Annotated in this window: 20 protein-coding genes; 7 read left to right on the top strand and 13 right to left on the bottom strand. The window is 68.4% G+C overall.

Annotated elements, in window-relative coordinates; translation table 11 throughout:
* Positions 1-16 precede the first annotated feature (16 nt).
* The 4 genes from IXW21_RS02310 to IXW21_RS02295 are packed head-to-tail and all read left to right on the top strand — an operon-like array spanning position 17 to position 4,807.
* Positions 17-1,177 (top strand): M20 family metallopeptidase, encoded by a 1,161-nt coding sequence (locus IXW21_RS02310; protein ID WP_323742141.1) that lies wholly within the window; start codon positions 17-19, stop codon positions 1,175-1,177.
* Positions 1,161-1,976, top strand: a complete 816-nt coding sequence (locus IXW21_RS02305; protein WP_194762658.1) for a GNAT family N-acetyltransferase — start codon at positions 1,161-1,163, stop codon at positions 1,974-1,976. Before IXW21_RS02310 ends, IXW21_RS02305 begins: the two co-directional genes overlap by 17 nt.
* Positions 1,973-3,097: an o-succinylbenzoate synthase gene (gene menC, locus IXW21_RS02300; RefSeq protein WP_194762657.1), complete on the top strand. Its 1,125-nt coding sequence runs from the start codon at positions 1,973-1,975 to the stop codon at positions 3,095-3,097. The genes IXW21_RS02305 and menC overlap by 4 nt, the downstream gene beginning before the upstream one ends.
* A 51-nt stretch (positions 3,098-3,148) precedes the next feature.
* Positions 3,149-4,807, top strand: a complete 1,659-nt coding sequence (locus tag IXW21_RS02295) for a PucR family transcriptional regulator (protein ID WP_194762656.1) — start codon at positions 3,149-3,151, stop codon at positions 4,805-4,807.
* A gap of 601 nt (positions 4,808-5,408) precedes the next feature.
* Here the strand turns inward: IXW21_RS02295 and IXW21_RS02290 are convergent.
* The 7 genes from IXW21_RS02290 to IXW21_RS02260 form a co-directional block, all read right to left on the bottom strand.
* Entirely contained in the window at positions 5,409-5,705 is a 297-nt protein-coding gene (locus tag IXW21_RS02290; protein ID WP_194762655.1) for a hypothetical protein, read from the bottom strand.
* Positions 5,706-5,839: 134 nt separating this feature from the next.
* Complete coding sequence (locus IXW21_RS02285) at positions 5,840-7,879, bottom strand: beta-galactosidase (protein ID WP_323742140.1); 2,040 nt, start codon at positions 7,877-7,879, stop codon at positions 5,840-5,842.
* Positions 7,872-8,768, bottom strand: coding sequence for an ABC transporter ATP-binding protein (locus IXW21_RS02280; protein WP_194762654.1), 897 nt, complete (start codon positions 8,766-8,768; stop codon positions 7,872-7,874). The genes IXW21_RS02285 and IXW21_RS02280 overlap by 8 nt, the downstream gene beginning before the upstream one ends.
* Positions 8,765-9,655, bottom strand: coding sequence for an ABC transporter ATP-binding protein (locus tag IXW21_RS02275; protein ID WP_194762653.1), 891 nt, complete (start codon positions 9,653-9,655; stop codon positions 8,765-8,767). The genes IXW21_RS02280 and IXW21_RS02275 overlap by 4 nt, the downstream gene beginning before the upstream one ends.
* Positions 9,652-10,674 (bottom strand): ABC transporter permease, encoded by a 1,023-nt coding sequence (locus IXW21_RS02270; protein WP_194762652.1) that lies wholly within the window; start codon positions 10,672-10,674, stop codon positions 9,652-9,654. Before IXW21_RS02270 ends, IXW21_RS02275 begins: the two co-directional genes overlap by 4 nt.
* A 61-nt stretch (positions 10,675-10,735) precedes the next feature.
* Positions 10,736-11,725 carry an ABC transporter permease gene (locus IXW21_RS02265; protein ID WP_194762651.1) on the bottom strand — a complete coding sequence of 330 codons (990 nt, stop codon included), beginning with the start codon at positions 11,723-11,725 and terminating at the stop codon, positions 10,736-10,738.
* A 52-nt stretch (positions 11,726-11,777) separates the two neighbouring features.
* Positions 11,778-13,481 (bottom strand): ABC transporter substrate-binding protein, encoded by a 1,704-nt coding sequence (locus IXW21_RS02260; RefSeq protein WP_194762650.1) that lies wholly within the window; start codon positions 13,479-13,481, stop codon positions 11,778-11,780.
* 163 nt (positions 13,482-13,644) lie between these two features.
* On the opposite strand from IXW21_RS02260, the gene IXW21_RS02255 reads away from it, so the two are divergent.
* The gene (locus IXW21_RS02255) at positions 13,645-15,921 is read left to right on the top strand and encodes an alpha-galactosidase (protein ID WP_194762649.1); all 2,277 of its coding nucleotides are present in this window, start codon (positions 13,645-13,647) and stop codon (positions 15,919-15,921) included.
* An 80-nt stretch (positions 15,922-16,001) separates the two neighbouring features.
* On the opposite strand, the gene IXW21_RS02250 is transcribed toward IXW21_RS02255, so the two are convergent.
* Positions 16,002-18,488: a glycoside hydrolase family 2 protein gene (locus IXW21_RS02250; protein ID WP_194762648.1), complete on the bottom strand. Its 2,487-nt coding sequence runs from the start codon at positions 18,486-18,488 to the stop codon at positions 16,002-16,004.
* Positions 18,489-18,590: 102 nt separating this feature from the next.
* Between IXW21_RS02250 and IXW21_RS02245 the strand changes: the two genes are divergently transcribed.
* Positions 18,591-19,760, top strand: coding sequence for an ROK family transcriptional regulator (locus tag IXW21_RS02245; RefSeq protein WP_323742139.1), 1,170 nt, complete (start codon positions 18,591-18,593; stop codon positions 19,758-19,760).
* A 30-nt stretch (positions 19,761-19,790) separates the two neighbouring features.
* On the opposite strand, the gene ykgO is transcribed toward IXW21_RS02245, so the two are convergent.
* Positions 19,791-19,913: a type B 50S ribosomal protein L36 gene (ykgO, locus tag IXW21_RS02240; protein ID WP_036311902.1), complete on the bottom strand. Its 123-nt coding sequence runs from the start codon at positions 19,911-19,913 to the stop codon at positions 19,791-19,793.
* A 72-nt stretch (positions 19,914-19,985) separates the two neighbouring features.
* Here ykgO and IXW21_RS18500 point away from each other — a divergent pair, with 72 nt between their 5' ends.
* On the top strand, positions 19,986-20,996 hold the full coding sequence (locus IXW21_RS18500; protein ID WP_194762647.1) for a GTP-binding protein: 1,011 nt from the start codon (positions 19,986-19,988) through the stop codon (positions 20,994-20,996).
* Between the two features lie 73 nt (positions 20,997-21,069).
* On the opposite strand, the gene IXW21_RS02230 is transcribed toward IXW21_RS18500, so the two are convergent.
* From IXW21_RS02230 to IXW21_RS02215, 4 genes are read right to left on the bottom strand one after another with little or no spacing between them, the layout of a single operon-like run.
* Positions 21,070-21,693, bottom strand: coding sequence for a DUF1684 domain-containing protein (locus IXW21_RS02230; RefSeq protein WP_194762646.1), 624 nt, complete (start codon positions 21,691-21,693; stop codon positions 21,070-21,072).
* A 4-nt stretch (positions 21,694-21,697) separates the two neighbouring features.
* On the bottom strand, positions 21,698-22,783 hold the full coding sequence (locus IXW21_RS02225) for a Gfo/Idh/MocA family oxidoreductase (RefSeq protein WP_323742138.1): 1,086 nt from the start codon (positions 22,781-22,783) through the stop codon (positions 21,698-21,700).
* On the bottom strand, positions 22,780-23,472 hold the full coding sequence (locus IXW21_RS02220; RefSeq protein ID WP_194762644.1) for a ThuA domain-containing protein: 693 nt from the start codon (positions 23,470-23,472) through the stop codon (positions 22,780-22,782). Before IXW21_RS02220 ends, IXW21_RS02225 begins: the two co-directional genes overlap by 4 nt.
* Positions 23,469-24,677, bottom strand: coding sequence for a Gfo/Idh/MocA family protein (locus IXW21_RS02215; RefSeq protein ID WP_194762643.1), 1,209 nt, complete (start codon positions 24,675-24,677; stop codon positions 23,469-23,471). The genes IXW21_RS02220 and IXW21_RS02215 overlap by 4 nt, the downstream gene beginning before the upstream one ends.
* Between the last annotated feature and the right edge of the window lie 2 nt (positions 24,678-24,679).

Genomic DNA, 24,679 nt, shown 5'->3' with positions numbered 1-24,679 from the left:
GACCCGAGGAGCACCCGTGCCCGCACCACTGACGTCCGCACAGCGTGGGCATCACCCGTTCGATGTCGATGTCATGGTCTCGGAGATACGGGAACTGGTGCGATGCGAATCACCGTCGGATGACCATGACGCCGTCGCCAGGAGCGCCCGACTCGTCGATGAGATCGGGGCTCGGTACCTGGGCAGACCCGCGGAGCGCATCGAGATCGACGGCGTCACCCATCTTCGTTGGCGCTTCGGCACTTCACCTCGTGTTCTCATCGTCGCGCACCACGACACGGTCTGGCCTATCGGCTCCATCCGTGATCATCCGGCGGAGGTGCGAGATGGCCTGCTCACCGGCCCGGGATGCTTCGACATGAAGGCGGGGATCGTCATGGCGATGCACGCGATCGCCGATCTGCCCTCTCCTGACGGGATCACCCTCTTCGTCTCCGGTGACGAGGAACCGGGATCCAAGACGTCCCGACCTCTCATCGAGTCGGAGGCGCGCACTCACGCCGCTGCCCTGATCCTCGAAGCATCCGCGCCGGGAGGCGCGTTGAAGACCGAGAGGAAAGGGGTCTCGCGATATCGGGTGAGGGTGCACGGGCGCGCCGCACACGCCGGACTCGATCCCGAGCGTGGCATCAACGCCACCGTGGAGGTCGCCAACCAAGTGCTCGCGGTCGATGGGCTCAACGCTCCTGCGCTCGGAACGACAGTGACCGTGACGCGAGCGGAGGCCGGCAGCGCGTCGAACACGGTGCCGGCGGTCGGCGAGTTCAGCGTCGATGTCCGAGCCCGCACACTCACCGAACAGCAGCGCGTTCACCGCGAGATCATGGCTCTGCTACCGCAGCTCCACGGTGCGACACTCGACATCAGCGGGGGCCCTACGCACCCGCCGTTGACCCGTTCGAGCTCGGCCGGGCTGTTCGCTCGATTCCGTCGAATCGCTGCCCGCTCCGGAGCCGAAGAGGTGATGGGAGCAAGCGTCGGCGGTGCGTCCGACGGCAACTTCACCGCAGGCGTCGGTACTCCCACCCTGGACGGCCTCGGTGCCGTCGGCGGGGGAGCTCACGCCGACGACGAGCACGTCGTCGTCGAAGAACTCGTCCCCCGCACTCGCCTGCTCGCCGAGTTGCTCCGCGAGCTGCAGCACGAGAAGGAGGCGACCAATGGTGCGCATTCCTGACGCCGTTCGGCAGATCGTCATCGACGCTGACCAGGACGCATCCCAGGCCGCACACCGTTCCGGTGTCGAAGTCCGCGAGATCGACGACATGCGGTCGCTCTCCGCTGTCCAACGCCTCTATGAAGCCGTGTGGAGGACAGGACCGACAGGCACCCCGGTGACCGCTGACCTGCTGCGGGCGCTCGTCATCTCCGGCAACCCTGTGTTCGGAGCGTATGAGGGAGGTGAGCTGCTGGGTGCGTGCTTCGGATTCTGCTCGCCACCCGCAACCCGTAACTTCCACAGTCACATAGCCGGGGTTCCGCGAAGCGCCCAGGGCCGCAGTATCGGACTAGCCCTCAAACTGCGCCAGCGCTCGTGGGCGCTCTCCGCTCATATGCAGACGATGACCTGGACGTTCGACCCGGCGATCCGGCGCAACGCCCACTTCAATCTGGCGAAGCTCGGCGCAGAGCCCGTCGAGTACTTCTCGGATCTCTACGGAGCGATGGACGACAGCGTCAACCGCGATGATGCGAGCGACCGACTGCTCGTGCGCTGGCGGCTCGATCGGCGTCTCCCGCACCACGGAGGACGACCTGCCGACCAGGCGTCACCGGCGGACCTCGTCCGCGTGCGAGTACCCGGCGACATCGAAGCGATGCGTCTCGAGGACCCCGTGCGCGCGGCTGCGTGGCGCCTCGAACTGCGCCGCGAACTGGGCGACCGTATGCGCGCCGGAGCTCGCATCGTCGGTTTCGAGCGCGACGGCCACTATCTGATCGACACCGCCACACCGAAGGAGCAGGAGATCGCATGAGACTCACTGGAGTTGAGACCCGAGTGGTGGAGATACCACTCGTTTCGCCATTCAGAACATCGTTCGGCACGGAGACGGTTCGGCAGGTGCTGGTCGTGCGTGCTGTCACCGAAGATGCCGAAGGATGGGGCGAGTGCGGCGCAAGCGAATCGCCGCTGTACTCGTCCGAGTACACGACCGGAGCGGCGGTCATGCTCGAGCGTTTCTTCCTGCCGGCGATTCGGACCGCACAGCAAGCACTCGGCGATGACTTCGCATCGCAGCACGTCTCGCCCGCGCTCGACGCGTTCAAGGGGCACCGACTCTCGAAATCCGCTCTGGAGACCGCGATCCTCGATGCCCAGTTGCGTGCTCAGGGCGTCTCGTTCGCGTCGGCGCTCGGCGCGGTGCGCGACTCCGTGCCGTGCGGAGTCTCCCTCGGCATCACCGACACGATCGATCAACTGCTGGACGACGTCGCCGCATCTCTGGACGCCGGCTACCTCCGGATCAAGCTCAAGATCGAACCGGGGTGGGACATCGGTGCGGTGCGCGCCGTTCGCGAACGCTTCGGCGACATCGATCTGCAGGTCGATGCGAACGCTGCATATCGACGCAGTGATATCCGCCTGCTCGCCGGCCTCGATGCCTTCGACTTGACCCTCCTCGAACAGCCCCTCCCCGCCGATGACCTTCTCGGACACGCCGCCCTCGCGAGAGCCATCTCTACCCCCATCTGCCTCGACGAATCGATAACCTCCGCGCGGGCAGCCGCGGCAGCGATCGAGCTGGGGGCCTGCAGCATCGTCAACATCAAGCCCGGACGAGTCGGCGGTTACCTCGAAGCGCGGCGAGTGCATGATCTGTGCGCGGCCCACGAGATCCCGGTGTGGTGCGGCGGCATGCTCGAGACGGGGATCGGGCGAGCGGCGAATGTGGCTCTCGCCGCGCTTCCCGGGTTCACCATGCCCGGCGACACCTCAGCTTCTGAGCGCTACTACGCGACGGATCTCACTGAGCCGTTCCGGTTGGTGAACGGAAGGATCTCGGTCCCTCAAGGTCACGGACTGGGCGTGACGCCGATCGCGGAGGTTCTCGAACGGTTCACCGTTCGTCGCGCTTGGCATCCCTTGTCCGCATGACGGTCGCTGCTAGCCTTCTAGCGGCGACCGCACGAGGCCGAGGAGTGGCTCATGTCATCGGAACATTCACACCTCCGACCCGAAACCACCGTGGGCCGCGTGCTGACGGAGTTCGGACCGACGATACTGCAGCCCGTGTGCGAGCCGCTGGACGTCCAGCGCCGCGTCAAGACGATCATCATCCAGGATCCCGAAGACGAGCTTGATGTCGGCGAAGGCGCTCTGGTGCTCGGGATCGGACTTCGTTCGAGCGACGCAGTCCGGAAGGCCATCGATGATCTGGGCGATCGATCCGCGGCGGGCCTCATCGTCCGCGCTCCGTTCGAGGCATCCGCTGCCCTCCGCGCCGCGGTGAAGAGTGCGGGGGTGCCCCTGCTTTCCCTTTCTCACGGGGCTTCTTGGGGTCACCTCGCCGCGATGCTGAGAACCCTCATGACACCGCGGAATCCTGACGGCGCTCGCGGGCGATCGTTCGGAGGAATCACCGCAGGCGACCTCTTCGCGGTCGCGAACTCGATCGCGGCTCTGTTGAAGGCTTCCGTGACGATCGAGGACAGACATTCGAGACTGCTCGCATTCTCCAGCGTGCGTGAGAGCGTCGACAGCTCCCGGACGCAGACGATTCTGGGTCGCCAGGTCCCCGCGCAGTACACCCGATTCCTCGAAGACGCGGGCGTCTTCCAGGCGATCTATCGCTCCGATGGCCCCGTGAATGTTGCTCCTCTCCCAGCGGCGGCGGGCGCGCCACCAGAGGAAACAGGGCGAGTGGCGATCGCCGTGCGCGCGGGCGATGAGATCCTCGGTACCATCTGGGTCGCCTCGGAGGGGCTGAGCTCAGAACAGGACCGAGTCTTGCGTGAATCCTCCGAGCTCGCCGCCATGCATCTCATCTGGCAGCGTGCCGATGCCGACATCGAACGCAGGATCAGCGACGAACTGCTGGCTTCGGTCCTCGGACGGGGCTCCGGGAGTGCAGAGGCAGCGCGCAAGCTCGGGCTCCGTGACGAGCCTTCGGTCGTCTTCGCACTGAGCGTCGGTGCCCCGGCGACCGCGGATCTTTCGTACGCCGACGTCGCCGCCGAACGCCGCAAAGTAGCCGATGCGTTCGCCACGCACTTCTCGTTCGCGCACCCCCGAGCGGCATCCTGCCGCGTCGAAGAAGTGACCTACGGGGTCCTGCCGATCGCAACGACGAACGCCGATGTCTCCGTCACGCGCCTCGCCGAGGAGTTCGTCGCCCGAGTGCGCACACCGCTCAGCCCACTTATCGGTATCGGTCGCGTCGTCCCGGTTCTCAGCGACCTTCCCCGCTCGCGCAGTCAAGCGGACAGAGCGTTGCATGTGCTCGAGTCTTCGTCACTGAGTGGCCAGGTGGCCCGCTTCGAGGATGTCTACGCCGAGGCGCTCCTGCTCGACATCCCCCGGGACGCCGTGGAACTCCCCTCCGGCCCCATCGCCCGACTGGTGGCATACGACGCGGAGCACCACAGCTCACTCGTCGACACCCTGAGCGCATGGCTGAACGCGTTCGGCGACGTCGCCGATGCGGCCAAAGCCACCTATGTGCACGGGAACACCTTCCGGTACCGCTTGCGACGGGTCATCGAAGTCAGCGGCATCGACCTCGAGGATCCTCGGGCACGCTTCGCCGCGATGCTTCAGATGAGACTCATCGATCTCGCGAGCGGACGGGAGGATTCCAATCCCTGATCCTCGAACAGCGCGAACGGAGATCCCGGTCATCGCGCGTCTGCGCAAGGACCTCCAGCGTTCCAAGCACGTCCGGGACGTACCGATGGGCATCCTTGCAATGGTCCGAGAAACCCTCGCCTAGCTTCTTCATGGCGGGAGGTTCTGCTTTGCCCTGGTGACGAACTCGACCACAGTGTGAGCACACCGCGCTGGCTGCCTCATCGAGACGACCATCCACGTGATCGAGATCGTTCTCGCGGCCGATGCGTGACCCAGTTCTGACTGCTCTGAGTTCCACGATGGGGTCATCCGGCCCTGCGCTTGTCTCGCTCACTGGACGGGTGGACTGCTGATCCTCGTCGCACTCGGCCGGATCATCCTCGAATCCCGCCTTGACGCCTGATATCCGCTCTTCCCCAGCAAGCGGCAGCTTCGCGAGCAACGGCGTGCGCTCTCGGCCCACCCACTTTCAGCGGACACTTTCGGCTATCGACGAACCGTGCCTACGGAGTTCAGGGCAACGCTGTACAAGGCGGCCGCACTGATCCCGGGGGTGACGATCACGGATCAGCAAGCGACTTTGAACGGAACCAACCCGAGCGCACCCTATCTCTCTGCACTACTCCGACGACTGGCGCACCCGCTGGTTGTGGAGGCCGATCGCGATCATCGCGGCGACCGGACCCGCGAGCAGGACCAGCACGGTCCAGTGCAGACCCTCGCCGCTCACCAGTCCCGCCCCGAGGATCATCAGGCCCGCGCCCGCTGCACGAAGCGCGACCGAACCGCGGGGAGACACCGTCGGGCGCCTCCCCGCCGGAATTCGATCCGCCGCATTCGCTCGCAGGGTCCTCCCGAGAGCGACGTGGAAGAGGACGATTCCGAGGACGGCGGCGACCACACCTGCGACGAACATACGATCGACGCTATCAAGCGCCCGCGGCGATCCCCCATGAAAGCCGAAGAGGACTCCGCCTCCCGGCGGATCGGCGATAACATTATCACCAGATCAGACGCCGATAATATGATCAGCATCGGATCCGACGCCCGTCAGCCGCCCCCATGCTCTCGGATGACCGCGACTCCTCCCGCAGCGATCGAGACGGTCCCCGAGTGCTCGGTACCGGTCAGAAGGTCGACTCCCGGAGATTCGGCCCATCCGTCCTCACCCGCGTGGTTGATGAGGAAGAGGTACGTGGCATCCTCCCCCACCCGTCGGACTGCTTCGATCCCGGGCGACACCGCAGCGGTCGACGCGATCCCCGTCTCATCGAGCAGCCGATCGATCAGCGCGCCCAGGCTCTCGGCGTCGAGGTCGACCGACAGGTAGTACGCCGTCCCGGCCCCGACTCGACGCCTCGTGAGCGCAGGCCCTCCGGCGAGCGCTCCCTCGGTGTGACGCGCCAGCACCTCGGTGCCGTCGTCGGGCTCGGGTTCGCGCAGCCGCTCGGCCCAGCGCCGCACCGTCCAGCCGTTGTCGAGTCGCAGGTTCTGATCGGCATCCAGCGGCGAGAACTCCTCGCTCGTGACCCCGAGCAGCTCTCGGAACGCTCCGGGGTATCCACCGAGACGCACCGTGTTGACCTCGTCGACGATGCCCGAGAACCAGGTGACGAGCACGGTGCCACCGGCCTCGACGAAGTCGTGCACGGCGCGCGCATCCTCGTCCGAGACGAGGAACAGTCCCGGCACGATCACCAGTCGGTAGGGGTCGAGAGCCGTCCACGGCGCGACGACGTCGGCCGTGACCGCCCGGGCGAACAGGGCGTTGTGCACGGACCGCGCGGTGTCGGCGTAGCGGAGGTCGTTGATCGGCTTGAGCCCCGACTTCAGCGCCCATCCGGCCTCGTTGTCGTGCAGGATCGCGACCTCGGCGGGCGCGACCGTGCTCCCCCTCACCTCGGCGAGCGCCTCGAGGTGCGCACCGAGGTCGACCACATCACGGAAGACGCGACTCTGCGGTCCCGAGTGCGGCAGCATCGCCGAGTGGAACTGTTCGGTGCCCGATCGCGAGGCGCGCCACTGGAAGTACATGACACTGTCTGACCCGCGGGCCACGTGCGCGAGGGCGTGCCGCGCGAGCTCGCCCGGCGCCTTCGGCTGATTGATGCGATGCCAGCTGGATGCTCCGGTGGCGTGCTCCATGAGCATCCACGGCTCGCCGCCGCTGAGCCCGCGCATGCGATCGCCGCTGAAGGCCAGGTCCTGGTGCCGCAGGGGGTCGGGTCCGAACGTGTAGTGATCGTTGGCCACGATGTCCATCTCGTCGGCCCACCGGGTGTAGTCGACCACGTCGGGCCCGAGACCGACCATGAAGTTGGTCGTCACCGGCACGCCGGGGGCGAGCCGCCGCAGCACGTCTTTCTCGGCGCGGTAGTGGTCGAGCAGCTCGGCGGATGAGAACCGCTCGTAGTCGAGGAGCTGGCCCGGGTTGTGCGCCGTCTCACCCCACGGCGTGGTCACCTCTTCGAACGACGAGTAGGTGTTGCCCCAGAACGCCATGCCCCACGCCGCGTTGAGCGCATCGACGGTGCCGTACTTCGCCGCGACCCATTCACGGAATCGTGCGTTCGAGACCGGGCAGTGGCAGCGCGCGTTGCCGCCGCCGAGCTCGTTGCTGACGTGCCAGAGCCGCACGGCCGGATGCTCGGCGACATGCTCGGCCAGACGCTCGACGATCCGCAGGGCGTAGCTGCGGAAGACCGGCGACGACGGGCACCAGCCGAGGCGGCCACCGGGCGCGAGCGGATGCCGGTTCCTGTCCTGCGGAAGGATCTCAGGATGCAGGCGATGCAGCCACATCGGCACGGCGGCCGTGGGCGTGGCGAGGTCGACCGCGATGCCGTTCTCGTGCAGGAGGTCGAGCATGCGGTCGACCCACGAGAAGTCGAAGACGCCCTCGCGAGGCTCGTGCACCGCCCACGAGAACACACCGAGCGTGACGAGGTTCACCCCCGCCTCGCGCATCAGCGCCATGTCTTCGAGCACCACCTCCCACGGCCACTGCTCGGGACTGTAGTCGCCGCCGAAGGAGATCCCCTCGGTCGGCCAGGGTGCGGACCCGCGATGCGATACGACGCGCTCAGACACCTGCGGTCTCCCGCTCCGCCGACTCCCACGACTGCGTGTAATGGTTGAAGCACACGGTGTTGTCGAGGGTCGACCGATCGGTGACCACCTCTCCCGAGACCACCTTTCCGATCTTCTCGGGGTCGGGTGCCGCGACGGCGAGCAGCCGCGTGTACGCGTGCTGCGGATTGAGGATCACGTCATCCGCCGGCCCGCGTTCGACGATGCGTCCGCGGTACAGCACGAGGATCTCGTCCGAGAAGTGCCGGGCGGTCGCAAGGTCGTGGGTGATGTACAGCAGCGCCAGATCGTCCTCGCGCTGCAGCCGCCCCAGCAGGTTGAGCACTCCGAGCCTGATCGACACGTCGAGCATCGAGACCGGCTCGTCGGCGATCAGCACCTCGGCGCCTGGAGCCAGCGCCCGGGCGATCGCGACGCGCTGCCGCTGTCCGCCCGAGAGCTCGTGCGGCCGCCGCGCCGCCACCTCCGCCGCGGGGTGCAGGTTCACCCGCTCGAGCATCGAGACGACCTTGTCGTGCACGGCCCGGGTGTTGCGATCGGGGTGATGGATGCGGATGGGCCGGGCGACGTGGTGCTCGATCGTGTGGAACGGGTTGAGCGAGGCGAACGGGTCCTGGAAGACCATCTGCACGTGCCGACGGTAGAGCGCGCGCGGCACCGGGGTGCCGTCGTCCCTGGTCACCTCGATGCGTCCCCCCGTCGGCTTCTCGAGACGCGAGAGGATGCGCGCGATCGTCGACTTGCCAGACCCCGACTCGCCCACGAGGGCGACCGTGCGCCCGGGGACCAGCTCGAACGAGACCCCGTCGACCGCGCGGAACGCGCTGCGGCGCAGCCCCTTCTTGATCGTGTAGTCCTTCGTCAGCTCGGACACGCGGATCGTGGTCATCGGTGGTCCCCCTGCCCTTCGTCGTCTCCGGTTCGGATGAATGCTCCGCGTGCCCCGCTCAGACTCGGGAACGACGAGAGCAGCTGCCTCGTGTACTCGTGCTCGGGCTCGCGGTAGATGCGCTCCGCGGTGCCGAGCTCGACGATCTCGCCGCGCAGCATGATCGCGATCCGGTCGCTGATCTCGAGGAGCAGCGGCAGGTCGTGGGTGATGAAGATGACGGCGAAGTCGAGCTCGTCCCGCAGCCGCACGATCTCGCGCAGGATGTCGCGCTGCACCACGACGTCGAGTGCCGTGGTCGGCTCGTCCATGATCATCACCTGCGGTTCGAGCAGCATAGCCATCGCGATCATCACGCGCTGGCGCATTCCGCCCGACAGCTCGTGCGGATACGACTGCAGGCGCGCACGATCGACGCCGACGCGTTCGAGCACGTCGCCCGCCCGCTCGACGCGCTGCCGCTTCGACAGCTCGGGCCGGTGCGTCAGCAGCACGTCGCACAGCTGCGCCCTGATGGTCGTGACGGGATTGAGCGCGTTCATCGCACCCTGGAACACCATCGACAGCTTGGTCCAGCGGAAGGCGCGGAGCTCGTCGTCCTCCAGTGCCATCAGATCGAGGTCGGAGCCGTCCCGATCATGGAACGTGATGGTTCCCGACGCGATGCGGGCCGGCGGCTTGTGCAGCCGGTTGATCGCATAGGCGAGCGTCGTCTTGCCGCATCCGGATTCGCCCGCGAGCCCGAGGATCTCACCGGGGGCGAGCGTCAGACTCGCATTCTTGACGGCCGTGACCGGGGTCTCGACCTCGTAGACCACCGAGAGATCGTCGATGGTGATGACGGCCTCGCGCTGGGAGCGGCGAGGGGGCGCTTCGGTGAGGGTCATGCCAGGGCCTTTCTCTCGCGGTTCTCGCGGGCGGCGAGGGCGCGCTCTTCACGGGCCGCGATCTTCGCGCGGCGGCGATGCAGCCGCACGTTCTTGAGCTTGGGATTGATGATCTCGTCGATCGAGAAGTTGACGAGCGACAGCCCCATGCCGAACAGGGCGATGATGAGCCCCGGCGGCACGAACCACCACCAGGCACCGAGCGACAGGGCGAAGCCGTTCTGGGCGTAGAACAGCATGGTGCCCAGGGTCGACGAGTTCGAGGCGCCGAGACCGAGGAACGAGAGCCCCGCCTCTCCGAGGATCGCCGCGATCACCGCGAACACGAACTGCGAGGCGAGCACGGGGAGCAGATTCGGCAGGATCTCGACGGCGATCACACGGCCGGCCTTCTCGCCCGCGACCCGGGATGCCGCGACGTAGTCACGGTTGCGGATCGAGAGCGTCTGCGCCCGGAGCACCCGGCTGGATGCCGCCCACCCCGTGATCGCGAGAACGACCGCGATGGTCCACAGGCCACGCTGCTCCTGCGGGACGAAGCCCGAGATCACGATCACGAGGGGCAGACCCGGGATCACGAGGAACACGTTCGAGAACAGCGAGAACGCCTCGTCGGCGAAGCCGCCGATGTACGCGCCCAGGATGCCGAAGAACGCCGAGAGCAGCGTCGCCAGCACGCCGACGATCAGGCCGATCTGCAGAGATCCGGCCGTCGCGTAGGCGAGCTGCGCGAACACGTCCTGCCCGGTCTGGGTGGTTCCGAGGATGTGCTCCGCACTCGGCGGCTGCAGACCCGTGTCGCGGATGGTCGTCGGGTCCTGCACGAAGAACGGGCCGATGACGCCGAAGAGGGTGATGCCGCCGATCAGGATCAGGCCGAAGGCGAGCCACGGCGTCATCGTCGGGAGCATCATCCGCCAGGCGGAGCGCGGCGGCTTGCCCCGCTCGGCCCGCGCGGTCGCGAGGGTCATCGTCGAGTCGGCGACGGTGGGCTCGGTGCGAGGTGAGAGGTTCGTCATGCGCCGGATCCTTCCGAGAGGTGGAGCGCGGATGCGGGGTGCGCGATGATCGCCCGGCCCATCATGCGTTCACCCGGGTGCGCGGATCGATGAGGCCGTAGAACAGATCGACGATCAGGTTGGCGCCGAGCACGGCGAGGGTGATGAACAGGAACAGGCCCTGCATGAGCGCGTAGTCGTTGTTCGTGACGGCCGAGAGCAGCTTCGATCCGATGCCCGGGTACGAGAACACCTGCTCGGTGACGATCGACCCCGAGACGACGAAGCCCAGCGAGATGGCGAACCCGGCGATCGAGGGCAGCACCGCATTGCGTGCGGCATAGCTGCGCAGGATGCGTCCGGGCGTGAGTCCCTTCGCCTGGGCGGTGACGATGTAGTCCTCCGACAGCGTCGACACCATCATGTTGCGCATGCCGAGCAGCCAGCCGCCGACCGACGCGATGACGATCGTGAGCGCAGGAAGGAATCCGTACTGGATCGCGGAGGCGATGAACTCCCAGCTGAACCCGGGATCGAGCACGACGTCGTAGCCGCCCTGCGACGGGAACATCTTGAGGGTCGAGGCGAAGAAGTAGACCAGGATCAGCGCCAGCCAGAAGTACGGCACGGCGGCGAGCAGGGTCGTGGCCGGCACCAGCGAGTCCAGCCAGGTGCCCGGCTTCCACCCGACGATCGCGCCGAGGGTGACGCCGATCACGGCGGCCAGCACGGTCGCCACACCGACGAGCACGATCGTCCACGGCAGCGAGGTGCTGATGACCTCGGTCACCGGGGTGGGGAAGTAGCTCACCGAGACGCCGAGGTCGCCGCGGAAGACGTTGACCAGGTAGTTCCAGTACTGCAGGAGCAGCGGCTGGTCGGAGTCGCCGCCGAGAAGGAGCTCGTAGGCCTCGCGGGTCGCGGGGGTGACGATGCCACCCCGCTGCTGCAGCTTCGCGAGCAGGATGTCGACCGGGTTGCCGGGCAGCAGCCTGGGGATGAGGAAGTTCAGGGTCAGCGCGGCCCAGAGGGCGACGAGATAGAACCCGAGCTTTCGAACGACGTAGTTCACGGCGTGCGTCCTCCGTCCCGACCGACGGGCTCCTTCGCGGCGACGATCACGATCACTCCCCCGTCGGCGTCAGCGACTTGAAGATCTGCGCGTTGTCCGGCGACGCCCAGATCGCCGGGAAGGCGTAGAGGTCATCGAGCGTCGGCCAGCCCGTGAACTTGTCGGCGTGGAACTCGCTCGTCGTGCCGCCGGTCAGCACCGGGATGTACGGCATCGACGTGACGATCTCGGCCTGGATGATGTCGAACTGCGCCTGGCGTGCGGCGGTGTCGGCCGGGTCGGTCGCCTTGAGCACGGCGAGCGCGGCGTCGACCTCGGGGTCGCTGAAACGCGCGACGTTCTGCGGGGCGACCTCGCCGACCGGGGCCGTGAACTCGGTGTTGAAGTACTTGTCGTACAGGTAGTAGGGGTCGGATGCCGCGCCCTGTCCGAGCGAGTCGATCGCCAGTTGGTAGGTGCCCTTGCCCTTCTTGTCGGTCCACTCGTTCCACGACGACTGCGAGACCTTCAGCTCGATGCCCGCGGCCTTGAGCTGCTGGGCCATCGTGTCGATGGCCGTGATGTAGTCGGTCCACCCGGTCACGACCTCGACGGTCAGCGCGAGCGACTCGCCGTCGCGGGCGTAGATGCCGTCGGCGCCCTTGGCCCAGCCTGCAGCCTCGAGGATCTCGGCGGCGCCCTCGGGGTCGGGCGTGCTCGGAGCGACCGGCTCGGCGACGGATGCCGAGATCAGGTCCTTCTGCGTGGTGGTGAGCGCGAACGTCGGCGAGATCTCGCTGGCGGTGTTCTGGAAGGCCAGCGAGTTGATCTGGTCGCGGTTCAGCGCCGCGTAGACGGCCTGCCGCACGGCGGGGTCGGTCTGCGGGCCCGTGCAGCCGAGCTCGGCGCTCGAGCAGGTGAGCAGGGCCACCTGGTTCTGCGGGATGGTGATCGCGTCGTAGCCCGGGTAAGTCGTCGACACGTTCTGGATGTCGGGCACGGGGCCGGTCTGCCAGTCGATCGTGCCGGCCTTCAGCGCGTCGGCACCCGCGGTGTTGCCCGACAGCGACAGGTAGCGCACGGCCTTCACCGCGGGCTCGCCGTCCCAGTAGTCGGGGTTCGACTCGAGCGTGAATGCCTGAGGCTTGAAGTTGCCCAGCGTGTACGGTCCGGTGCCGACCGGCTCGGCCATGACGTCGGTGGTGGGGTCGATCCCCGACCAGATGTGCTCGGGCACGATCGGCGTGCGGCCGAGGATCGTCGGGCCGCTCACGAACGCCGGGTAGTCCCAGGTGAACACGACCTGGGTGTCGTCGACGGCCTCGACCGTGCCGTCGAATCCGCCGTTGTTCAGCGAGGGGGTGTCGAGCATCATCTGGAACGTGTAGGCCACGTCCTTCGCGGTGAAGGCCTCGCCGTCGGACCAGGTGACGCCGTCGCGGATCGCCACGGTCAGCTGCGTGCCGTCGTCGTTCCACGTGTACTCGGTGCCGAGCAGCGGCACGTAGGGGTCATTGTTCACGTTCGTGACGAAGAAGAGCGATTCGTAGATCGTGCCGATGCCGCCGATCTGCGAGGGCGAGTACGGGTTGAAGTTGATCTGGTAGTCGCCGGACTGGCCGGTGTAGGCGACCAGGGTGTCGGCGCTCGACGACGAGGACGATCCCCCTCCGGCGGGCGCGCATCCCGACAGCAGGACTGCGGCGGTGGCAGCGGCCGCGGCGCCCGCGATCCAGAGCCGCGCGGACGGTCGTACGTGGTGCTTTCTGCGGAACATCGTTGGTCCTTTCTCAGGCGCGTCCGCTGAGAGCTGTCGGCGCCGACTGTGTGGTGGTGATCGAGGAATCTCACCTTCCGGCCCCATTGTTACTTAGCTAAACTATGTCCGTCAAGCGTTTTCCGAGAAGCTCTCCGAACGCACTCAGCCGCGAAAGGGCACCATGACCGACCTCGCACTTCCTCCCGCGCACAGCGAAGACGCTGCGCGCCACGACCGCACCGACGCTCTGCGTCCCGACAGCACCGACGCCGCGCGATTCACCCATCTGCGTCGTGATGGGGTCTCGCTGCTCGTCGAGAACTCCGCCGGCGATGCCTCGGATGCCGCGACCGCAGCCCTGCCTCAGGTGCTGTTCTGGGGCGCAGACCTCGGATCCCCGACGGTCCACGAGCTCGTCGATCTGGCCGCGGCGGTCAGCCGTCAGCACTCCTCGGGCGACCTCGACGCCGCTTGGCAGGCCTCGATCCTTCCGGTCGACCGGGATGGCTGGGCGGGCCGCCCGGGGCTCGCGGTCTCGCGCGGCGGCCTCCCCGTGCATCCCCGATGGGATCGGGTCGAGTGCACCCGGGATGACGAGGGCCACGTGCTCTCGATCGTCGCCGACGACACCCGCAACGGCATGCGACTCGAATCGACCATCGCGATGCAGGTCGGCGGACTCGTCACGGTGGAGCACTCCCTGACCTCGACCGCGCCCGACGAGCACGGCGACGACGGCGGCTCCCCCGGCGCCCTCTCCGTCGGCTGGCTCGAGGCGACGCTTCCCACCCCCAAGGCCGTCGACCACCTGACCTCGTTCTCGGGCCGGTGGACCCGCGAGAAGGCGCCGCACACGACCGCTGTCCCCCGCGGATCGACCGTGCGGCAGACGCGGCGAGGCCGGGGCGGGCACGACTCCCCGATGCTCTATCTCGTGTCGATCGATGCTCCCCGCGACCGTGACGGCGAGCTCTGGGGCGTGCACCTGGGCTGGAGCGCCGACGTCACCTACCGCAACGATCGACTGCCCGACTCGGTCGACGTCCTGGGTGCGGGCGAGCTCCTGCGCACCGGCGAGGTCACCCTGCGACAGGGCGAGACCTACACGACCCCCACCGCCTACTTCGCCTGGTCGGGCGCCGGCCTCGACGGTGTGTCCGAGCGATTCCACCGGTTCCAGCGCGCCCGCCCGCAGCATCCGATCCGCCCGCGTCCGCTCGTGCTGAACACCTGGGAGGCCGTGTACTTCGATCACGATCCGGCGTTCCTGCAGACGCTCGCCGACCTCGCGGCACACGTCGGCGTCGAGCGCTTCGTGCTCGACGACGGCTGGTTCCTCGGTCGCCGCCATGACCGCAGCGGCCTCGGCGACTGGATCGTCGACCGCACGGTCTGGCCCGACGGGCTCGCCCCGCTCGCCGACCATGTTCACGAGCTCGGCATGGAGTTCGGCCTCTGGTTCGAGCCCGAGATGATCAACCTCGATTCCGACCTCGCCCGCGAGCATCCCGACTGGCTGCTGCATCCCGCCGATCACCTCCCGACTCCGGCGCGACTGTCGTGGCGGTCGCAGTACGTGCTCGACATCGCACGGCCCGAGGTCTACGACCACATCTTCGGGCGCATCGACGCGCTGGTGACGGAACTCGGCATCGACTTCATCAAGTGGGATCACAACCGCGATCTGGTCGAGGCGGAGCACGCGGGCGCACCGGGCACACATGCGCAGACCCTCGCGACGTACCGCATGATCGGCGAGCTCAAGTCCCGGCATCCGGGGCTCGAGATCGAGTCGTGCTCGTCGGGCGGCGCCCGCAGCGATCTCGGTGTGCTGAGCGTCGCCGACCGCGTGTGGGCGAGCGACTCGAACGATCCGATCGAGCGCCAGGACATCCAGCGCTGGACCCAGCTGCTGCTCGCCCCGGAGCTGGTCGGAGGACACGTCGGCCCCACGACCGCGCACTCCTCGGGCCGCACGACGTCGCTCGCGTTCCGCCTCGCGACGAGCCTGATGGGATCCGCAGGGTTCGAGTGGAACATCGCCGAGTGCACCCCCGACGAGGTCGAGGTCCTGCGCCGGTGGGCGGCGCTCTACAAGGAGCTCCGCCCGACGATCCACACCGGTACCGCCGTGCACGCCGACGTCCGCGACCCTGCGCTTCGGGTCGTCGGCGCCGTGAGCGTCGACCGCACCGAGGCCGTGTTCACGATCGCGAGCGTCGCCACTCTGGAGGATTCGCTGCCCGAGCGCATCCGCCTGCACGGACTCGACCCCGACGCTCGGTACCGCCTCAGGGTCCGCGATGAGATCGGCGCGGCACCGCACGGCTTCGCGACGCCCGAGTGGTTGAAGTCCGGGGGCGTGACCCTGTCGGGGACCGCGCTCGGCACGGTCGGGCTGCAGATCCCCCCGTTCTGGCCCGCTCAGGCTGTCGTCCTGCACCTCGTGCGCGTGTGACGACCACCCCGGACGCATGAGAATCGCCCGGCCGGTCGCTCGTCGCGATCGGCCGGGCGTTGCCCCCTCCGTGGGTTCGACTACACCGCGGCGGCGCGTCCGCGATGCAGCGCGTTGCCGTGCTGAAGCACGGCGGGATCCTGCAGCGTGGCCGGATCCGCATCACCCCCGCCGGCGACGCGGAACACCGCCGTCTCGCCGGCGAGAAGCGTGACGAGTCCCTGATCGACGGTCGCGTCGGGCGCGTACCGATCGACGAGCAGGGTGATGTCGCGCACATAGGCCCGAGCCGTGACCTGCACGAGCGTCACGCCCGGCTCGTCCGCCGCGGGGCGGACCTCGACGTCGAGCGCATCAGGGTCGAGTCTCTGAGCGACGAGCTCGACCGGGTTGTGCACGGCCGTGGCGAAGCCGTCGAGCCGCGCGACCACGATCTCGCCGGCGGCGTCGGCGTGGTCGGTGAACTCGGGGTCCAGGCCGATCGTCGCCTCTCCGCGCGCCGCGATCGACAGCGTCTGCACCGACTCGGCGAGCACTCGGCCGTCGAAGGTCGTCCGCTGCAGAGCGACCTCGCCCCGCCAGGGCTCGTCGGTGTCGTTGAGCACGATCAGTGCGAGCCCGGACTCGCGCGGCTGGAAGGTGGCCAGTCGCGGTTCGTACACGTCGCGCAGAGCGAACCAGAGCGGCTTGCGTCGCTCGGCGAAGTCGACCGCCGCCCATGACACCACGGGCCAGCTGTCGTTCAGCTGCCACACGATCGCGCCGGTGTTGCGCGGCGAGAGCGATCGGAAGTGCTCGATGCCGAAGCGCACGGCGGCGGCCTGGTTCAGCTGGGTGGCCCAGTGCCACTCCTCGATCGACCGGGGCTCGGGCAGGTGGCCCGCCATGCCGCGCTCGAGCTTGAGGTTGCCGTCGGCGGCCTTCTGGTGCACGAGCATCTGGTGCCCGTAGGGATCGAGCGGCTCATCGTGCACCGCGTCGACGAGCGTCGTCCACGCGGGCGGCCCCTGGAACCCGAACTCCGAGGCGAAGCGCGGGCGATGACGCCGGTACTCCGAGTAGTCGAGCGTGTTCCACACGTCCCAGATGTGCATGGTGCCGTGCGACTCGTCGTTGGGATGGATGCCCTCGGCGAACGAGTACGGGCTGGCCGGCGAGTAGAAGCGCGTCGGATCGAGTTCGGCGACGAGCGATGGCAGGAGGGAGAGGTAGTACCCGAGTCCCCAGGTGCGACCGTCCAAGGGCTCCTTCCAGCCCCAGTCCTCGTGCCCCCAGATGTTCTCGTTGTTGCCGTTCCAGATGACCAGCGAGGGATGCGGGCTGAGCCGCACGATCGCCTGCGTCGCCTCGGCCTCGACCTCGTCGGCGAGCCACGCCTCCTCCGCATACGCGGCGCACGCGAAGAGGAAGTCCTGCCAGACGAGGATGCCCGCCTCGTCGCAGGCGTCGTAGAAGTCGTCGGACTCGTAGATGCCTCCGCCCCACACGCGGAGGAGGTTCATGTTCGCCTCGACGGCATCGCGGACGCGACGCCGATAGCGGTCCACATCGATCTCGGTGACGAACGCGTGGTCGGGGATCCAGTTCGCCCCGCGCACCTGGATCACCTTGTCATTCACCCGCAGCACGAACGGTGTGCCCTCGGCATCCGGCGTCGTATCCACCGCCACCGTGCGGAATCCGACCCGCGACGACCAGTGATCGACGGCCTCGCCGGCCCGGTCGAGCGCGACCTCGACGGAGTAGAGCGGCTGCTCGCCGTGGCCTGCGGGCCACCAGGGCTGCACATCGGGCACTCGAATGCTCACGACCACCCCGGCGGCGCCCTGGGCCACCTGCTCGGAGATGCTCGTTCCGCCGACCGACACCGTCACCCGCACCGGCTCACCCGTGGAGACCTCCGACCAGTCCAGGTCGATGTGCGCATCGAGCACCCCGTCGACACCGTCGTCGCGGCGGGCGAGATCGACGAGCGGCCGGACGGCGGCGATCCGCACTCCGGTCCAGCTGTCCAGGCCGATCGGCCGCCAGATGCCACTGGTGGCGACGTCGATGCCCCAGTCCCAGCCGAAGTTGAAAGCGGCCTTGCGCAGCGCGTTGTACGGGTGGTGGTTCACGTGCGGGCGCGGCCCGTGCTCGGCGCTGCGCGCCTCGGCCTCGTCCACGGGCGCACGGAACGTGATCGCGAGCGTGTTCGTTCCGTCGCGCAGATGCGCGCCGAGGTCGAAGCGGTACCCCCGGTGCTGGTTCTGAGTCTCGGCGACCACGCGCCCGTTGACCTCGATCGCCGCGACCGTGTCGAGTCCGTCGGCGACCAGGTCGTGACGATCCGATCCGTCGTCGTGCCAGTCGAACTCGGTCTCGTAGCGCCACAGGGTGCTGCCGATCCACTGCTGCGCCGACTCGTTGTCGTCGTCGAACGGAGCGGCGATCAGGCCGACTGCGTGAAGATCGGTGTGCACGCATCCCGGCACGGTCGCAGCGACCGCCGCCTGCGCGACCTCCTGCGGGATCGGGCCGGAGACGGCGGTCAGGGTCCAGTTGTCGTGAAGAGGTCGAAGTGCCATGAGCGTCCTTGCGTTGAGCTACTTTATTACCTAAGTTTACAAAGTGAGGCCAGTATAGCCCGGAGGTATGATCCGGGTGTCGATGAACCGAAAGCAGGACAGGTGACCGAGCACGACGCGGGCGCGATGATGCGCACCTGGCCCCATCTGACGGGCGTCGAACGCGGTGCCCTCCGCGAGCTGCTGATCCACGGGCCCCTGCCACGGGCCGAGCTGGCGCGGCGCCTTCAGGTGTCGCGGGCGAGCATGACCCGCGCCACGCGCCTCCTCGTCGAGCACTCCCTGATCGCGGAAGACGAGATCACGCTGCGCGGGGCGATGGGTCGCCCCAGCGAGATGCTCGTCGTCAGCGACGACGCGCATCACCTTCTCGGCATCAAGCTCACCGGCGACGCGGTCTTCGCCGTCGTGACCACCCTCGGCGCCCGGCTCGTCGCCTCGATCGAGGAGCCCCTCGTGTCGAACTCCGTGGAGGACACGGTCGATCAGATCGTGCGGATCCACGCGCGCTTCTCCGAGACTTTCGATGACATCCATGCCGCCGGCGTCTGTCTGGCCGGTGACCTCGCGACCGTCGACGGCCAGCAGATCGTGGTGGCCTCGTTCTTCCTGCGCTGGCGCGATGTGCCCCTCGCCGCCCTGCTCAGCGAGCGCCTCGGCATCCCGGTGACCGCCGACAACGACGTGCGCGCACTGACCGCCGCCGAGCACTGGTTCGGCGCCGGAGCGGGATGCGATTCGCTGGCTCTCGTCACCGTGGGTGCCGGCATCGGCTTCGGACTCGTCGTCGACGGGCGCGTGGTGACCGGGCACAACGGCCGGGCCGGGCAGCTCGACCACCTGCTGGTGGACACGACCGGGCCGACATGCGGACTCGGGCATCACGGCTGTGCGAGCGCCTACCTGCCGAGCGCATGCATCGTGCAGGCCATCGCCACTGCGGGCGAGGGGGGCACCGACCTGGACTACGACGGCGCGGTCGCGCGGGCGCGCGCGGGCGACCCGATCGCCCTGCGCGCCTTCGGCGATGCGGCGCGCGCGCTCGGCATCATCATCGGCACCGTCCTGAACGGTCTCGACCCCGAGAAGATCGTGCTGACCGGCGACGGCCTCGCCCTGATGGAACTGCAGGGCGAGACCGTCATGGAGACGATCGAGTCCACCCGCGTGCCGAGCGCGCTGCCCGCACCGCTCGACGTGCAGCCGTTCGAGTTCACGGAGTGGGCACGCGCGGGCGCGGTTCTCGCGATCCGCAGCCTGCTGCGCTTCTGACATCGACCTTCGCGCTCATCCCCGCACTGCTCAGCCCTGTCGACCTTTGAACCTCGGGTTGAGCTTGTTGATCACGAACACCCGGCCGCGCCGCCTGACGACCTGCGCACCCGGCTGATTCTTCAGCGACTTGAGCGACGCTCGAACTTTCATTGCACCCTCCTTATTGAGAACCGTTATCATCTTCACGATAGGCCCCGAAGCGCCTGAACGGAAATGAGAAACGTGAGCACCACCCAGATCACCGTCGTCACCGGACTCCGACCGGAATCCCGGTCGGCGGTCGCACGACGTGTCGCGCGACGCCAGCGCTGCTCCCATGTGCCGGCCGACGCGCTGGCGGATTCCCGAGCGGATGCCGCACTCGCGACCGTCCACGCCACCGGATCCGCCGCATCACTCGACAGGATGGTGATCGAGCTGCCCGCGGACGCCTCGGTGGAGACGACCATCGGAGTCTTCGATGAGGCGGAGGACATCGCCCTCGCCGAACTCGTGTGCGTCGTCGAAGCGGCGTCCTTCTTCGACGATCTCCTGGTCGACGACTACGTGACGGTCGCGAACAGCCGGCCGCCGCTGTTCGTCGCACGCTCGCTCCGGATGGTGCAGCACATCGAGCACGCGAGCACGATCCTGATCACCGGGTGGGACGACGTCGCGACCAGAGACCTGTCGGTGCTGCTCGCGACACTCAGCCACCTCGCTCCGGCCGCCAGACTGCGCCTCGATCGAACATCGGATGCCGCGCCGCCGTCCGCGTTCTCGCAGTTCGAGAACCAGCCCGGCTGGGTGCATCTGCTCAACGACGAACACCGACCGCACATGAGCGACCTCCGGGTCAGCGCCTTCCGCTACGAGCAGCTGCGGCCCTTCCACCCCGGCCGTCTGCACCAGCTGCTGCAGGACCAGTTCCCCGGCGGTGACTTCGGAGCCATCCTGCGCTCCGCAGGCTTCTGTCGGCTCGCCACCCGCCCCGGCATCGTCGGAAGCTGGGACCACGTGGGGCAGATGATCTCGCTCGAACCTCTGGCGCGCGACGAGGGCCTCGAGGGCGAGGTGCTCGCTCTCGGACAGGACATCGGATTCATCGGCGTCGATCTCGATGCCGCCGCGCTCGCCGCCGCGCTCGACCGGGCCGTGGTCTCGGACTCCGAGTTCCTGGCGGCAGGGGCCGACTGGTCCGGGCTCGACGACCCCTTTCCGCGCTGGCCGGCGTCCGGGCACACGGCGGAGTGAGCGCGGAGCACCGATCGCGGCAGCCGGGGTCGCGGCGCGCCCGGGCGTCGTCACGCGGGCCGCAGCCGGACGCTCACGCGCCGTAGAGCTCTCCGACCGGCACCGCCACGTCGAGCACGTTTCCCGACTGCGCGAGCGGGCATGCCCAGGCCGGGTCGTAGGCGCACGAGGGGTTGTAGGCGAAGTTGAAGTCGAGCACGATCGTGCCGCGACGCGCGTCGGATCCGAGGTCCGCCCCCTTGATCGTGTCGATCAGGTAGCGCCCTCCGCCGTAGGTGCCGCCGGGCTTCCCCGCCAGCGAATCGCGCAGCGGGATGAACAGACCTCCGCCATAGGTCGTGAGCCGCCACACGTCGAGCATGCCCGTGTCGGGGATCTCGACCCTGCCGATCCGCTCGAAGGGCACCACCCCGTCTGTACCGGTCGCGAAGTCGAATCCCCCGGGCTCCGCGTCGAGGATCGGCAGCTCGAAGCGCCAGGCCGGATCGTACGAGGCGATCGGCAGCCCCTCGAACATCACCCGATCGTCGGCCAGCAGCGGCGTCGCCGGGTGGTGCAGCAGAAGCTCATCGCGCTCGATGCGCCAGAGCTCGTGCGCCTCTTCAGGAGAATCGGCGTGCCGCACCGCGGAGTACAGGGCGAAGACGCGACGGCGCCAGTCGGCGACCTCGAGAGTCGTGCGGGCGGAGGTGGTCATGCCCTCAGGCTACGCCCGCCCGCCACACGTCCGCGGCGGTCAGCGGCACGAGCGGCGGCCTCGAGACCGTCGTCGAGAGCGATTCGCGCCGACCTGAGCGCGCGGACGTCGCGAGCGCCGTCATCACCTCGAGCACGTGCAAGGCCATCGCACCGTCGGCGCGGGCCTCGCCCCTCGCGAAGTCGATCAGACCGACTCCCCGCCCGGAGTCCTTGAATCCCGCCGAGGGCTCGAGCGCGCTCCACTCGCCACCGCGCGGATGCACGCGCACCTCGCCGGCGAAGCCGTTGGGGTCGGGCACCACGAGAGACCCCTCGGTGCCGTGCACCTCGATCGGCGATGCCACGGAGCGCACTCCGTCGAAGCTCATGGTGACTGTCGAGATCGCGCCCGAGCGATGGTGCAGGATGCCGGTGAGATGCGTGTCGACCTCGACCGGGATGGACTCTCCCGCTCGCGGCCCCGACCCGATGACGCGCTCGTCTCGCGACCGCGATGCGGCGCCCGACACCGCCTCGACGGGGCCGAGCAGCTGTACCAGCGCCGTCACGTAGTACGGCCCCATGTCGAGCAGCGGGCCGCCGCCCACGCGGTAATAGAAATCCGGATGCGGATGCCACGCCTCATGCCCCGCGGATACCCACATCGCCGCGGCGGATGTCGGGCTGCCGATCGCCCCGCCGTCGATCGCGGCGCGCGCCGTCTGCAGACCTGTGCCGAGCACCGTGTCCGGTGCCGCTCCGATGCGCACGCCGGCGGCGTCCGCGGCATCCATGACCGCCCTCGCTTCGTCGAAGGTCGCGGCGAGTGGCTTCTCGCCGTAGACGGCCTTGCCCCGGGCGATCGCGGCGAGCGCGACCTCGGCGTGCGCGCCGGGAACGGTGAGGTTCAGCACGACGTCGACGTCGGGGTCCTCGAACAGCTGTGCGGACGAGAGAGCACGGCATCCCGGGATGCGGTCGGCCACCGCCCTGGCGCGGTCGGCATCGAGGTCGGCGACCGCGACGATTCGTACGGCGGGTGCCGCCAGCAGAGTCGAGAGGTACTGCTCGGAGATGACGCCGAGGCCGACGATGCCGACGCCGGTCACCGCGCCGCCCACAGCATCCCCCGCTCGATGATCGTGCGCACGTCGGCGTGCTGCAGGACGTCGATACTGTGCCCCGGCGTCGAGACGAACACCCGCCCCTGGCCCCAGTCCCTCGTCCAGATCGCGGGCGACACGATGGGCCGATGCCACGGGTGGTAGGGCTGCACGGGATGCGTGGTGGTCGCGAGCACGTCGATCAGATCGTCGTGCAGTACCCAGTACTGCTCCGTGGTGAGAGTGAAGTCCTCGATGCCTCGCGTGATCTCGTGGGTGCGCCCGAGCTCGGAGATCTCGACGGTGTGCTCCAGGTAGTTGTCGGTCTGATCGCCGACGACCAGGTCGGGGTGCTTCGACGGGTGGGTCGCGAACTGTCCGCCCACGAGCTGCAGGTAGTCGGAACTCGCGCGGAACGAGTCGGCGATTCCGCCGTGCCAGCCCGCGAGTCCCGTGCCGGCGGCCACCGCGTCGCGCAGCCCGCGCACGGCCTCGTTCGAGCACTGCGACATCGTGACCGACTGCACCACGAGGTCGACCTCCGCCATACGGGCCGTGTCGGCGTACACCTCGGGGTCGTCTTCCACAGAGACGTCGAAGCCGTTCTCACGGAGGAAGGGCAGGAACAGTTCTGTCGCTTCGACGGGGTGATGCCCGTCCCAGCCGCCTCGGACGACGAGAGCAGTGCGTGTCATCGGAGATCTCCTTCGATCGGATCAGGTTTCACAGCGGTGCGGATGCTGTCATGCTCGGCGCTGCTCTCGACGGCCGCGAGCACCCGCTGCACCTGGGCGGCTTCGGCGAATCCCGGAGTTCCCGTGGGCTCGCCGGCCACGGCCCGCACGACGTCGACGGCCTGGTGCGTGAAGAGGTGCTCATAGCCGAGCCCGTGCCCCGCGGGCCACCACGCACCGGCGTACGGATGCTGCGCTTCGGTGACCTGCACGCGTCGGAAGCCCTGGGCTGCGTCGGCAGCCGCGTCGTACACCTCGAGCTCGTTCATGCGCTCGAAGTCGAACGCGATCGACCCGCGGTCGCCGTTGATCTCGATACGGTTGGCGTTGCGGCGTCCGGTGGCCATGCGCGTGGCCTCGAACACTCCCAAGGCTCCGCCGTCGAATCGAGCGGTGAATGCCGCGGCGTCGTCGACCGTGACGGGCAGCCGGTCCGACGCATCGTCGGCGCTGCCCCCGAGTCCCTCGACGCTCGAGCGCCGGGGACGCGAATCGACGAAGGTCCGCAGCGCGGCCGAGACCGCCGTGATCCGCTGGCCCGCAAGCCACTGCGCCGTGTCGATGCTGTGCGCACCGATGTCGCCGAGAGCCCCTGTTCCTGCCCGATCGCGGTCGAGGCGCCAGGTGTGCGGAGAGTCAGGATCACTCAGCCAGTCCTGCAGGTACTGCGCGCGCACGTGACGGATCTCACCGATCCGGCCCTCCTCGATCAGCTGCCGGGCGAGGGCGAGCGCGGGCGTGCGCCGATAGCTGAAGCCGCACATCGCGACGGCGCCGGTCCGCTCGGATGCCGTGCGGGCGGCCGCCGTCATTCGCTGGGCCTCGGCCACCGTGTTGGCGAGGGGCTTCTCACACAGCACGTGCTTGCCTGCGGCGAGCGCCGCGAGGGCGATCTCCTCGTGGGTGTCTCCCGGGGTGCAGATGTCGATCACATCGATGTCGTCGCGGCCGACGGCCTCGCGCCAGTCGAGCGAGTGATCCGCCCACCCCCAGCGCGCTGCGGCCTCCGCAGTCGCGTCGGGGCGGCGCCCGACCAGCAGCGTGAGCTGCGGCGCAAGCGGCAGCCCGAAGAATCGCGGGGCGGTGTTCCAGGCCTGCGAGTGCATCCGCCCCATGAAGCCGGTGCCGATCATCGCGATCCGCAGTGGTGGTGTCGTCGTCGTCATCT

The sequence above is a fragment of the Microbacterium sp. UFMG61 genome, assembly GCF_015354505.1.
Taxonomy (GTDB): Bacteria; Actinomycetota; Actinomycetes; order Actinomycetales; family Microbacteriaceae; genus Microbacterium.
This window is presented reverse-complemented; position numbering and strand designations above follow the sequence as displayed.